Annotated in this window: 10 protein-coding genes; 7 read left to right on the plus strand and 3 right to left on the minus strand. The window is 41.4% G+C overall.

What is annotated here, in order from left to right; translation table 11 throughout:
• Positions 1-144 precede the first annotated feature (144 nt).
• The gene (hflX, locus tag WKK05_RS06595; protein ID WP_341528970.1) at positions 145-1,875 is read left to right on the plus strand and encodes a GTPase HflX; all 1,731 of its coding nucleotides are present in this window, start codon (positions 145-147) and stop codon (positions 1,873-1,875) included.
• 15 nt (positions 1,876-1,890) lie between these two features.
• Entirely contained in the window at positions 1,891-2,769 is an 879-nt protein-coding gene (locus tag WKK05_RS06600) for an isoaspartyl peptidase/L-asparaginase family protein (RefSeq protein ID WP_341528971.1), read from the plus strand.
• A 127-nt stretch (positions 2,770-2,896) separates the two neighbouring features.
• Here WKK05_RS06600 and WKK05_RS06605 read toward each other — a convergent pair whose 3' ends face one another.
• Complete coding sequence (locus tag WKK05_RS06605) at positions 2,897-3,061, minus strand: hypothetical protein (protein ID WP_341528972.1); 165 nt, start codon at positions 3,059-3,061, stop codon at positions 2,897-2,899.
• 212 nt (positions 3,062-3,273) lie between these two features.
• Between WKK05_RS06605 and WKK05_RS06610 the strand changes: the two genes are divergently transcribed.
• The 5 genes from WKK05_RS06610 (at position 3,274) to egtD (ending at position 9,527) form a co-directional block, all read left to right on the plus strand.
• A complete protein-coding gene (locus tag WKK05_RS06610; RefSeq protein WP_341528973.1) occupies positions 3,274-4,638 on the plus strand; it encodes a carbamoylphosphate synthase large subunit in 1,365 nt (454 codons plus the stop codon).
• 315 nt (positions 4,639-4,953) lie between these two features.
• A protein-coding gene (locus WKK05_RS06615; protein WP_341525019.1) for an IS630 family transposase occupies positions 4,954-6,008 on the plus strand; the annotation gives its coding sequence in 2 pieces (ribosomal slippage) (positions 4,954-5,346 and positions 5,349-6,008; 1,053 coding nt in all).
• A gap of 50 nt (positions 6,009-6,058) precedes the next feature.
• Positions 6,059-6,847, plus strand: a complete 789-nt coding sequence (egtC, locus tag WKK05_RS06620) for an ergothioneine biosynthesis protein EgtC (protein WP_341528974.1) — start codon at positions 6,059-6,061, stop codon at positions 6,845-6,847.
• Positions 6,822-8,222 carry an ergothioneine biosynthesis protein EgtB gene (egtB, locus tag WKK05_RS06625; RefSeq protein WP_341528975.1) on the plus strand — a complete coding sequence of 467 codons (1,401 nt, stop codon included), beginning with the start codon at positions 6,822-6,824 and terminating at the stop codon, positions 8,220-8,222. Before egtC ends, egtB begins: the two co-directional genes overlap by 26 nt.
• 267 nt (positions 8,223-8,489) lie before the next feature.
• Positions 8,490-9,527 carry an L-histidine N(alpha)-methyltransferase gene (gene egtD / locus WKK05_RS06630; RefSeq protein ID WP_341528976.1) on the plus strand — a complete coding sequence of 346 codons (1,038 nt, stop codon included), beginning with the start codon at positions 8,490-8,492 and terminating at the stop codon, positions 9,525-9,527.
• A 475-nt stretch (positions 9,528-10,002) separates the two neighbouring features.
• On the opposite strand, the gene WKK05_RS06635 is transcribed toward egtD, so the two are convergent.
• Both WKK05_RS06635 and WKK05_RS06640 read right to left on the minus strand, forming a co-directional pair.
• Positions 10,003-10,971, minus strand: coding sequence for a pentapeptide repeat-containing protein (locus WKK05_RS06635; RefSeq protein WP_341528977.1), 969 nt, complete (start codon positions 10,969-10,971; stop codon positions 10,003-10,005).
• A gap of 594 nt (positions 10,972-11,565) precedes the next feature.
• Positions 11,566-13,053 carry an MFS transporter gene (locus WKK05_RS06640; RefSeq protein ID WP_341528978.1) on the minus strand — a complete coding sequence of 496 codons (1,488 nt, stop codon included), beginning with the start codon at positions 13,051-13,053 and terminating at the stop codon, positions 11,566-11,568.
• Positions 13,054-13,202: the final 149 nt, after the last annotated feature.

The following is a 13,202-nucleotide window of genomic DNA, read 5'->3' on the forward strand; positions in this document are numbered from 1 at the left end:
CTTTAAAGACTTTTAGTATTAGACAAACTTTCTTTTGGAGTATTTAATAAGGTTGTTAGATTATTACATTTGGCAGATTAATTTTAATTAAAATAAAGCAAGTATTAACTGATTGAGATTATATAACATTTCCAAGTTAATATTATGCACAAAGTTTATGGAAATATTCAGGGCATAAAGACGAGCAAACTTAAAGAATTACAACAGCTTTACGAAGAGCGACAGCCAGGAGACAGACTAGTTACGCCGGAGTTTGCCCAAGCCTTAGCTGCAATCAGTACAGATATTCATCAACCAGTTTGTTGTTATATCAATCGACGCGGACAAGTCATTCGAGTTGCTGTAGGTACACCAAGTCAAACCCAAATACCACCGGAAGAATTACCCCGTCACAGCGCAAAACGCTTGAGTGGAATTCATTGCCTTACTACTCAATTTACATCAGAACCACCAAGTCAAGCAGCATTGATTGCAATGCAACGCCAGCGGCTAGATGCTCTTGTTATGTTAAATGTAAGCGATTGCGCGAAGCGCACCAGCAAAGCTGATCGCCAAGCCAAAGAAGGTTTTTTAGCAAACCTTGTTCCTGATTTAGAAACTCCTTGGATAATTTCACCTCCTCTAAGTTTAGATGACATAACTGAACTAGACTTTGACGATTTAGTTCAGGAATGGGAGAAAGAAATCTCTGAAGCCGGAGATGGAATATTATTATCGCAAAAAATTGTATCCGAGCAAGATAGAGTGTTGCTGGTGGGAGTGCAAACAGACAATATCTCTTCCCAACGATTTGAAGATGGACTTGGAGAACTTGTGCGTCTGGTAGAAAGTGCTGGGGGAATTGTACTCGACACAATGCGGCAAAAACGCTCTCATCCTCACCCGCAAACAGTTGTTGGAAAAGGAAAAATTGAAGAAATCACCCTTTTGGCTCAAAAGTTAGGAGCTAATTTGATTGTCTTTGACCGAGATATATCTGCATCTCAAGCCCGTAACTTAGAAAGCGAAATTGGCATTCGAGTTGTAGACCGCACAGGAGTAATTTTAGATATTTTCGCTCAACGCGCTCGCACTCAAGAGGGAAAATTACAAGTAGAACTAGCGCAACTCGAATATATGTTACCTCGCCTGCGCGGTCGCGGTCAGGAAATGTCTAGATTAGGGGCGGGGATCGGTACACGGGGGCCGGGCGAAACCAAACTAGAGACGGAACGGCGAGTGATTCAGCGACGAATTGCCCAACTACAGCAGGAAGTCAACCAATTACAAGCCCATCGCGCCCGCATCCGCCACCAACGCCAAGAGCAAGAAATTCCAGTTGTGGCATTAGTTGGTTATACCAATGCAGGTAAATCCACTTTGCTGAATGTGTTAACTAACGCAGAAGTTTACACAGCAGATCAACTATTTGCCACTCTCGATCCAACAACCCGCAAAGTGGTAATTACAGAACCAGAAACTCAAGAGCGTAGGACAATTCTGTTAACAGATACTGTAGGATTTATTCACGAATTGCCGCCATCGTTAATAGATGCTTTCCGTGCCACCTTAGAGGAAGTAGTTGAGGCAGATGTCTTACTTCATGTCGTGGATTTATCCCATCCAGCTTGGGCAAGCCATATTGCTAGTGTGCAAGAAATACTCCAAGATATGCCGACAATTCCAGAAAAAAGTTTGATTGCTTTTAACAAAATTGACCAAGTAGATAGCGAAACTTTAGCTAAAGTACAGCAAGACTATCCACAAGCTGTCTTTATCTCAGCAACAAAGGGCTTAGGTTTAGAAACTTTAAAGGTGCGATCGCTCCAACTAATAGATGAAACCGTTGAGGCAATCCCGGAAGCACAAAACGTAGTTTCCCAAAATTCCTACTAACCTAAAGAGAGTTATATGATACCAACTATCATTGTTCACGGTGGAGCAAAAACCATCACACCAGAGAAAGTAGCAGCTAATAATGCAGGTTGCACAGCAGCAGCCGAAGCTGGTTGGACAGTGCTAATAAACGGTGGGACTGCTGAAGAAGCTGTTGAGGCAGCTATCCGAGTTTTGGAATCTGACCAAACATTTAATGCAGGTTTCGGGGCGGTTCTCAATTCTAAAGGAGAAGTAGAATTAGACGCAGCAATCATGGAAGGTAGTACTTTAAGTTGGGGAGCAGTAGCAGCTGTTCAACGTGTGCGTCATCCTGTTTCCTTGGCACGGAAGATTATGGACACTAAACCCATGCTTTTAGTAGCCCGCAATGCTGAAAGCTTTGCCGCAGATAATGGAGTTGAGATGATTGCCAAAGAAGACTTAATTGCCGATGAGTTACAGCAAGAGTGGGAAGAAGAACAAGAAGTTATTGATCGTCCCAACACCATTGGTTGTGTAGCTTTAGATGCTAACGGCACATTAGTTGCTGGTACTTCAACTGGAGGCATTATGAATCAACCACCTGGTCGCGTTGGTGACAGCGCACTAGTTGGCTCTGGCTTGTACGCTGATAATAAATTTGGCGGTTGTTCAACAACTGGTGATGGGGAGTCAATTATCCCGGTAGTTTTGGCTAAAACTGCAATTGATTTCTTGACTGGAGACAGACACCCAGACGAAGCGGCACAAATGGCAATTGACGCTTTAGCATCCAAGGTTAAGGGAGAAGCTGGGTGTATTCTCATAGACCGTCAAGGACGAGTTGGTTGGGCGCATAACTCATCAGATATGGCTTGTGCTTATATAACCGCAGGGCAAGATAGAGTAGCTGCGTTTACCAAGCGTTACTGAAGCAGTGCTGAGCCAGGAGTCAGGAGTAGAGACGCGATTATACTCTTACGAGAAGCCGCTCTTCGAGCGTCTACGCGTCTCTACAGGAGTCAGGGAGCAGGGAGGGCTAGTTTAAAAAAAGGGTACTTCAATTTTTGTAAGCTGATGCATAAGCAATGTATGCCAACACATTAACAATGTGAGTCGATACATTGCCAATGTAAGTTAATGCATTAACAATGTGAGTCAATACATTGCCAATGTAAGTCGATACATTGCCAATGTAAGTTGATGCATTAACAATGTGAGTCAATACATTGCTAATGTAAGAGGTTGCGTTAAAATCGCACGCCGATGCAATAGTTATTGTTACTTCCCCTGCCCCCTATTTGCATCAACCTTAACCTGAAATGGTGTTACGAGGTGCTTTGATGCTTAATTTGATACCAATGGTAGTTGTATCTTCTTACCAAAGAGAGGTGTTACAGAGAATTTAGAATCGCTATAGTTAAATTTAAACTAGACATGAATTCAAAATACGACTTTCATTACTTTCAAGGGAGTTCTCTTTCTGATCTGTTTGCATCAGATATTACAGATGCACGTTATGCGTTCATCTTAAATTATCCTGCAACTGCTAGTTGGGCTGCTTATCCCAACAGGAAAAAATACTTTATTCAAGATGGCAGTAGTGAAGCTACCAAAACCTCTTTTGACAAGATTTGCCAGAAGGAACCTTGGAAAATTCTGGCTGTTTTAGGCGATGCCATTCCAGGAATTATTATTAGTCCGCCGCGAAAATTGTTGATTGATTACTGGCGGGAGCATTTTGGTTTTAGCTATTCCAATATAGAAATATTCGATTGCTCGACTTATCTAGATGATCTCAGCCAAAGCAAGGTTCCTGCCCTTCAGGACGCTGCGCGTAGCTTGCTTCCCGATAGGGGTACGGAGTCGCTGAGTGCAAAGCGCATACTACGCGATCGCGAACCCTTTGACAAACTAATCACTTTATTTCCCTTTGATCATCTAAAACAAGAAAAACACGCCGTAGATCCAGACATCCACTACCACTTGCTCAGCAAAGTGACGTTAGCAGAATTGGGAGTGCCATGTCCAAAATACGAAAGCTACAATCTTCACACCTCTAATCTCGAAGACATTCATCTACCAGAACAATTCCCATATTTAATTAAAACCTCTCACGGACTCTCAGGAGAAGGTACATATATTATTAAGAGCGCCAGCGATTTGGATTACTGTTTGGAAGAACTGAAAAAATATCTTGAAATTGAGTTACTAGATACAATTATTGTTTCGGAGTTCGTCAAGAATGCCGTACAGAACTACTGCGTGCAGTTTTATGTCGGTAAAACGGGAGATATAACGCTCATTGGTACTACAACCCAACTCGTTACCCCAGAAGGAAACTATTTAGGGGGACTGATTGACTACCGCAAAACTGACATGAGTATATTTTCTGAGATGATTGCTGCTATTGGTCAGTATGCTCACCAGCACGGTTATTTCGGCGTTATTGGCTTTGACGTGTTGGAAGATAAAGATGGACAGCTTTTTGCGATCGATGCTAATTTCCGAGTTAATGGCTCGACTCCACTCTGCTTACAGCGCCATACTCTACTAGGAATCGGAAAAGAAGTAGCTAAATATTCTAGTGACTATCGCATGGTTGGGTCATTGGAATCTATTTTAGTCACCTTAAAAGCAGAACTAGAACGTAAAGACTTTATCATCCTGTCGGCGCTAGAGAAAATCAAATACGGAAAAATCCACACCGATATTTACGGAATAGTTACTGGAGAGACAATCGAGGAAATGCAGCACATCGAGCATAACTTGCAAATTAAAGGATTACAGTTGCTTGGTTAAACAGTGCTGAGTAAATAAATAATTAACCATAGATGAATACGCTTACGCTTCGGATAGTACAGCTAGTTGTATTTCCCGAAGCGTATTGCTTATGCAAATGAGAATCGCTATAAGCATATCTATGCCGTTTTTGAAACTTCAAAAACAGAGGATTTTGATGCAGCATTTTAGACTTGTCACGCCAGTACTTAAGATTTACTGTGAGTAAGCTTATTTTATATAGTAATTAAAAGCAGATAAGTAGGTAGGTGCCAAAAAAGTCAGCTATGTTAAGATATGTAAAGACTGATAATGCATCTACAAGGTAGTTGGTGTATGGGTGCGCGTTTAAGGGTATTTCTGACTCCTGAGCAAGACCAAACTTTACTAAATCTGAGAAAACAGGATGTACCACAGAAAGTCAAAGACAGGGCGGAAATAATCAGGCTAAATGCACATGGTTGGTATGTAGAGAAGATAGCAGATCACTTTGATTGTCACAAAAAAACAGTCACAAAAGTTTTGCATCAATGGCAAAAACTGGGCACAGAAGGGCTTTGGGAATCTCCTGGGCGAGGGGGGAAACCAAAGTGGCTTGAGGATGACATGATATTTTTAGAAGAATGCCTCAGAAACGAGCCACGCACATACAATAGTTCTCAGTTAGCTTTGAAGTTGAAAACAGAACGCAACGTTGAGATGAGTGCCGACAGATTAAGACGGGTACTCAAAAAAAGGGGGTCGATTGGAAACGGACAAGGAAAAGCCATAAAGGAAAACAAGACCCAGTAGCACGAGCAAACAAGCAAGCAGACCTAGACATGTTGGAATTAGCTGCTGCCACTGGTGAAATAGACCTGAAATACCTAGACGAGTCAGGGTTCTGTATGTGGAGCGAACCTAGTTATACATATTACTTTAGAGGTGAGCAAAAACGGTTAGAACAGACTAAACGCCGTGGTCGCAGATTAAGTATTATCGGGCTTCTCCAACCTTTAATCAGTTTTGTTTACGGTTTAGTTATCGGTGGTGTTGACCGTAAATCTTATATAGAAATGATGGAGAAAGAAGCCAAACAAGCCCAAGAAACTGGACGTATCAGCGTGATTGTGCAAGATAACGGGCCAATACATCGCTGCCAAGAAGTTCAACAATTGTGGAAAAAATGGGAAAGTCAGGGTTTGTACATCTTTTTTCTCCCGAAATATTGCTCAGAAATGAATCCAATTGAATTGGAATGGCAACATCTCAAGAAAGATGAGTTATCCGGGCAAGCATTTGATGATGAGCTAGATCTCGCTTACGCCGTCATCAATGGTGTTCAAGCTAGAGGAAAAAAAAACAATCACAACACACATCGTGTAAAATTTAGCTCTAGATTATCAACTTAAGATTTTGTTACATAGTAGAAAAGTTCGGTGCCTACCTACTTATTTTTATCATGTGCCGTTTACTTGCATATCTAGGTTCGCCTGTCTCTCTAGAGCATCTTTTGTATAAACCAGAACATTCATTAATAGTTCAGAGTTACCAACCCCGCGAAATGTCATCTGGAGTAGTAAATGCAGATGGTTTTGGCGTGGGTTGGTATCATAGTCAAAAAGAGGCCGAACCTTTTACTTATAAAAATACGCTGCCTATTTGGAATGACATAAATCTGCCCCATCTTAGCCGTTACGTTGAGTCCAAGTGTGTACTTGCTTATGTCCGCAGTGCCACACCAGGACAAGCCCTAGATTTTGCTAATTGTCAACCATTTAATTATCAACAATTACTATTTATTCATAATGGACGGATAGAAAATTTTCGGCAAACATTACACAGAAAAATTCGTAGTGTTTTGAATCACGATTTTTACGAAAAAATTAATGGTAGTACTGATTCCGAACATATTTTTGCATTACTACTTTCGCAGGCACAAAATAACAAACATCGACCTCCAGAGTATGCTTTACGTAGTACGTTATTAACGCTTTTAGAGATGGCAAAACGCCATCAAGTAAAAGTTTCTGCAAACGTAGTTTTTAGTGATGGAAATCGCTTGATTGCCTCCCGCTTTTCCACCACTTCACCAGCACCATCGCTGTACTGGCTGCAAGATGATTTAACTTTCCCTAAATCTGTCATCATTGCTTCTGAACCATTATTTGTCGCTAATTGGATTGCTTTTCCAGAAAATAGCATCATCAGTGTGGGAGAAAACTGTGATATCAAAGTTGAGCAAATATAGTGTAAAAGAGGCTATTTTTCAAGCCTTTGATGAATGTCGTTTTAAAACCCTCGCACTGTTTGAAGGTATAGATGAAGCCACATTCTGTAGTCAGCCTCATCCTGACTTTAGCCCTGTTGGTTGGCATTTAGGGCATATTGCTTATACAGAGTCTTTATGGTTGCTAGAGCGGAGCGCCAGTAAACCTTGTCTGTTCCCAGAATATCGGAGGCTGTTTGCCGCTGATGGTTTACCCAAATCAGAACGTGTTTTATTACCAAATTTAGAGGAAATTCGTTATTACCTAGACACAGTTAGAGAAAAAGTCTTTGAATATTTTAAAGTAGCTGATATTGACCAGCAACAACGTCTCTGGCGCTTTTTGATTCAGCATGAAAGCCAACACTGTGAAATTATTAGTTTTGTATTGGAATTAGTCAAGAGTCAAGAGACGCGATTAATTGCGTCTGTACAGAAGTCAGGAGCAGACACACGATTAATCGCGTCTGTACAAGAGTCAAAAGTTACTAGTTATTCTCCTTCTCTCCTCAGCCCCCCTGCCCCTCAGCCTCTCTGCTCCCTGCCCCTCTCCCACTCTCCCACTCCTTCCACCGAGATGATTCTAATTCCGGCAGGTGAATTTGAGCAGGGGAGTGACTCAAGTGATGCTTTGGATAATGAGCGTCCTGTCCATAGAGTTTATCTGGATAGCTATTGGATTGACCGTTACCCTGTGACTTGTAGACAGTATCGGGCATTCATGGAAGCAGGAGGTTACCAAAATCCTCGCTGGTGGTCACAAATTGGATGGCAATGGCTACAAACCGAGCAGGTGCAACAACCTCTCTACTGGTACAATGACGATGCCTACGGCGGCAAGCTACGCCTATGGGATAATCATCCAGTTTGTGGTGTCAGTTGGTATGAGGCAGAAGCATACTGCCAGTTTGTAGGCAAGCGGCTACCGACAGAAGCTGAGTGGGAAAAAGCAGCTAGTTGGGATGCTAATGCCAATCGTCGCCGCACATATCCTTGGGGTGATGAAGAACCAACAGCCCAATCAGAAAATTGTAATTGCGATCGCCTAATCGGTAAGACAACACCAGTAGATACCTACCCTGCTGGGCAAAGTGCCTATGGTTTATACGACACTCTAGGCAATGTCTGGGAGTGGACAGCTTCTTGGTTCGCTGGGTATGACGGTTTTCAAAGTTACCCTTACATCGGTTACTCACAAGTTTATTTTGACCAACAGCACCGCGTTTTAAAAGGCGGGAGTTGGGCAACTCGTTCTTGGGTACTGCGTTCTAGTTTTCGCAACTGGTATCATCCTGGCGTGCGCCAGATTTTTGCAGGGTTCCGCTGTGCTGCTAGTACAGGGATGAGTGCTGAGTAGGGAGATGAGGAGATAATAAATTCTGAGTGCTGAGTAGGGAGATGAGGAGATAATAAATTCTGACTCCTCTAGAGACGCGTAGGCGCTCGAAGAGCGTCTTCTCGTAAGAGTATAATCGCGTCTCTACTCCTGAATTCTCCTACATAACTCTAAAGCTTGAGTAAACTAGCTCAGAAATGATTTTATAGGCTATCACTATGTGTTTCACTGGTTGAGGTAAGGGTTTGTTCTCAAAAGCAACCATTACCCCAAGCATACGGAGGTTAAATGTCAGTATCTAAAGCTGTAAGCAGCCAGTTCTCTTCCCAAAACAGTATTGAAAACCGCTTGCAGATACAGCGTTTGGTCGAAGCAACCCGAATAGTTGCGCCTAGTGCAGGAAGTGATGTAGTTAAAGGTTTAACTCAAACGCCAAAATCTCTACCTCCCGCTTACTTTTACGATGACCGTGGTTCTGAGTTGTTTGAGCAAATCTGTGAGTTGCCAGAATATTATCTAACACGTACAGAAACGGCGATTTTAAAGCAGTGTGCTGGAGCAATTGCCAAAATAACTGGCGCTTGTGAATTAGTGGAACTTGGCAGTGGCAGTTCTACCAAAACCCGAATTTTATTAGATGCCTATAATCAGCTAGGTTATCCCCTGCGCTATCTGCCAATTGATGTAAGTGCAGGTATTTTGGAAAGTAGTGCTAAGCAGTTACTAGCAGATTATCCTTCACTGCAAGTTTATGCAACAGCAGGAAACTATGAATTAGCTCTGGCACAAATCCTACCAACGCAACTACCTAATAGGATGATTTGTTTTATTGGTAGCACTTTAGGCAATCTCAAACCCCAAGAGTGTGATGTCTTCTTTTCTCAAATTATAGAACCCTTACAGGTAGGTGAATATTTATTATTGGGGGTAGATTTACAAAAACCAAAAAATATTTTGGAACCAGCTTATAACGACAGCCAAGGGGTAACAGCAGCGTTTAACCTTAATATGCTGGAGCATTTAAATCGGCGCTTTCAGGGAAATTTTGACACGACGCAGTTTGAACACTCTTGCTTTTACAACGAAACTGAGCATCAAATAGAGATGCATTTACGAAGTTTGCGATCGCAAATAGTAAAATTAGACGCGCTCAACCTCACGGTTAATTTTGCAGCAAGTGAGACTATACTCACTGAAATTTCTCGCAAATTCAACCTTGACATCCTTCAGCAACAACTAACCACGCAGGGTTTAATACCTCTGAATGTGTGGACAGATCCAAATCAGTGGTTTGGTTTATTGTTGTGTCAATTACAAAGAGCGTAATTTTGACGTTTTGAGGATTTATAGCTAGTTAACCTTAGCTGCTAACGAAAAGCATTATTATACTTTCCGTTAGCAGTTTACATTTACTTATATCAATTGTGAGAATATAGCAATTCTGTGCGATCGCAACTATTTAAATTGTGCCTCAAAGTTATAACAATTGCTTAAATGAAAGCAACACATTGTACCACTTCGTGGAAGCAAGCTACGTAGTAGCGCTTAAGTGCAATTACAATCCTAATTTTATATATCGTAATATTCTAGAGAAACTATATTATTTACTAACGCAAGATATCAGTTAAAAAATAAATTATTATCAATTGATAATTGGCTCATTTAAGGTTGACCCCCCCTACTTATCAATTGACAGTTGATAGTTGATAGTGAGCAGGATTCAAGAGGTATTAATTAGTAATCAGTAATTCTTTTTATCAACTGTCAATTGTCAACTGTCAACTGTTGAAATTTTGACAGTTTAGTAACTGTCAGAGGAACAATCTTGCTCAGCATTGTGTGTAATTTTTAGAGACAAGTCTAGTTGTTGCTGAAATTCAGGATCGTAGCAGGCTTTATCCCAATTCTTAGCAGTTTTTATCTGATGAAGAGTTAGATGTTGAGCAGCAGTCAGGTTAGTACTAGTAAGATTGGCACTAGAAAACTTGGTACTACTTAAGTTGGCATTACTGAGGTTGGCACTACTTAAGTTAGTGATGGAAAGCTTGGCATCTTTAAGATTGGCGTAAGAGAGGTCGGCTGCGTTCAGGTTCGCACTAAAAAGGTCAGCACCTGTGAGGTCAGCACTAAAAAGAGTAGTGCGGGAAAGCTGAGCATGGAACAGCTTCGCATCTTCTAGCACAGCACGAGAAAGCTTTGCACCTACAAGGTCAGCATTACTGAGGTTGGCACGATAGAGCTTAGCACGGGAGAGGTCGGCTGCGTTCAGGTTAGCGCCTGTTAGGTTGATACTAAAAAGGTTGGCACGGTAGAGATCGGCAGCTTTGAGATTAGCACCTTTGAGGTTAGCGCTACTTAAGTTGGCACTACTTAGCTTGGCTCCTTCAAGGTTAGCTCCTTCAAGGTTAGCTCCTATAAGGTTAGCTCCTTCTAGGTTGGCTCCTTTCAAATTGGCACTATTTAGGTTGGCACGATAAAGGTTGACGCCTACAAGGTAGGCGCTACTTAGATTGGCAGAAGAGAGCTTGACATGGGAAAGGTTGGCATCCTTTAGAGGAATATTATTTAGAGGAACACCAGCGTTGACTAGTTTTTCTAGCGCCGAAATTCTGGATGTACTGTCTTTTTGTCCTTTTGCAGCTTCAACACTAACCCAAAGTTGTTTTATTGGTGTGTCTTTTTGGGAAACAGTTCCCAAGCAAATTGCTAAAGGCGTAAGTGAAATCAAACCAAGACAAATCAGATAGAAATGATTATTAAGTATGTACATGATACTTTGCTGAAAAAGCCTACAAGCTAAACTTAATAGCGCTAGATTTGCAGTCTCCTTTTTCTGAAACACCTTGGAATGAAAAATTAAAAATTTGAGAATATAATCTACTTGCTTGAGCAATTGTATCAGTATCAGTTTCGTTTCAGGGCGTACACAGAAAATTTTTCCATTAAAACTAGGAGTATAATATCAATCCACGAAAATCTTGATACATACAGATTTATCGTCAGGCACGGCATTGTCATGTCACTATCAACATATTTGGATCACTTTTCAAGCTAAATGGTATAAAAAGGTAAAGGTGGCACTTCTTATACCAATTCACGAAAATCCTGATACATATAGATTTCTCGTAAGGGCATGGCATTGCCATGCCCCTACCAGAGTATTTGTATCATTATTAAAATGAAATGGTATTACCTAAACTCTTGATTATTCGTATCTATGCGTTAGTTATAGGTTTGCAACGTCAGCTTATTGACAAAAACTACTTTATATTAATACGTTAAACTCGATATAAATAAAAAATTTATAATAAAATTCCCGCCTTATTTAATAAGTCGGGAATCTGAGGATTTCTATTTTCAGAGATTAAGCAGGATTGCTACATTCCTGATCTTTACTATCTTGACCTAACGATTTCGGCTTATTGTTAATCATTAGTGGAATAAGTGCTGCTAATCGCAAAAATCCTGATACAACAAACAATTGTAGAATGCCAAAAGACCCAGCAAATTGAGCCATAAAGCCACCTATAGTTACGCCTAACGCACCACTTCCCCCAGCAACAGCAGCTGCGATCGCAAAATAGATAGACTGGTTTTTAACTGGCGCAATTTCTATCTGGAGATTGTTGCTGCACAAATCAATTGCCGCCCAAGCACCTCCAATAAAAATGTGTAACAGCGGTAACCATAACCAGAGATCAAGCTGAGTAGAACCAATTGCCAGCCACAGCCACGGTATAATTGCAATTAGAATTCCATTAGAAATTAGAATAGGGCGGTTGCCTATCTTATCTGCTAATTTACCCCACATAATCAGCATTAGCAGATGCGCCCCGGCTCGTAAACTGTTGTAGAGAGTTACCCAGCTCACATCTATACTCAGCGTATCAAGCATATAGAAGTTAAAAAACGGGGCGCTGAGGCTAACAGCAAGCGTCCATGAGCCAAAATAAACCAAAAACATCAAAAAATTGGAGTTTTTCCAGACGCTGCTAACTAACTCGTTTTGTGGAGTCTCTATCTGTGGTAGAGAAATCGGTTCAGAAGTTCCGCTTGGTTCATCTGATACAGTATCTAACTCAATCTCACTTGTTTGAGGTAAGCTGACGCCATGAGTGTTTTGTGATTGTGGATTCATATCCACTTGGAAATACTGACATCCCAAGCCGATAATTCCAAACACAATGCCTAGTAGCAAAATCACTCCATAACCTTGAATAGCCCCTCCGTACCAATGTGATACAGCTAAACCCGCTAGGGGTAAGCAGATAAACTCGGTTAAGTTGGTTGCACTATTGCGTAGCCCAAAATATCTGCCTCGCAATCGCCGTGGAACTAGCATTGCTATCCAACTGAACCAGGATGCAGTTCCTAGTCCTCCTAAAAGATGAGTGACGACGACAATCAAAAGCGTCAAATCTACCAATTGCTCCGAATTAAGCCATCCCCAACTTGACATGGCTATGCCAAGTACTAAAATCAACCATAGTAGCCGAGCAATCCCATGAGTGCGTAACGCATACTGAAAGCGGCTAGTGGTACGTTCAGACAAGTACGCACCCAAAGGCTGAATCAGATTCACCAACATGGGGATAGAGGAAAGCATTCCAAACACCACTGGACTTGCATTCAACTCCACCAAGAAATTACCAAGCAAAATTCCACCAGTCCCAATAGTGAAAGCCGCTGCGAAAATAGCATCGACAGTAGAGGCTTTCAAACTCCTACGAATGGCATCTTTAGAAATTCGAGGGCTAGGTATTGAGGCTGGAGAAAGTGTTGGTGATGGGGAAGCAATCGGAGCAATTTCTAGACTAACAGGTGCATCTGTTTCAACCTGAACTAAATCCATAAATTTATAAATATTAAAACGTGTAATAGCGAAGCATTCTAGAATTATTCCCAATGCGAAAAACTAAATACAACATTGGATAGATTAGTGACAAATTAGGCGCAACTGTTGTCTTGAATAGCCGCAGCAATCACTACACTAATCACTGA

The organism is Nostoc sp. UHCC 0302 (genome assembly GCF_038096175.1).
Lineage (GTDB): Bacteria > Cyanobacteriota > Cyanobacteriia > Cyanobacteriales > Nostocaceae > UHCC-0302.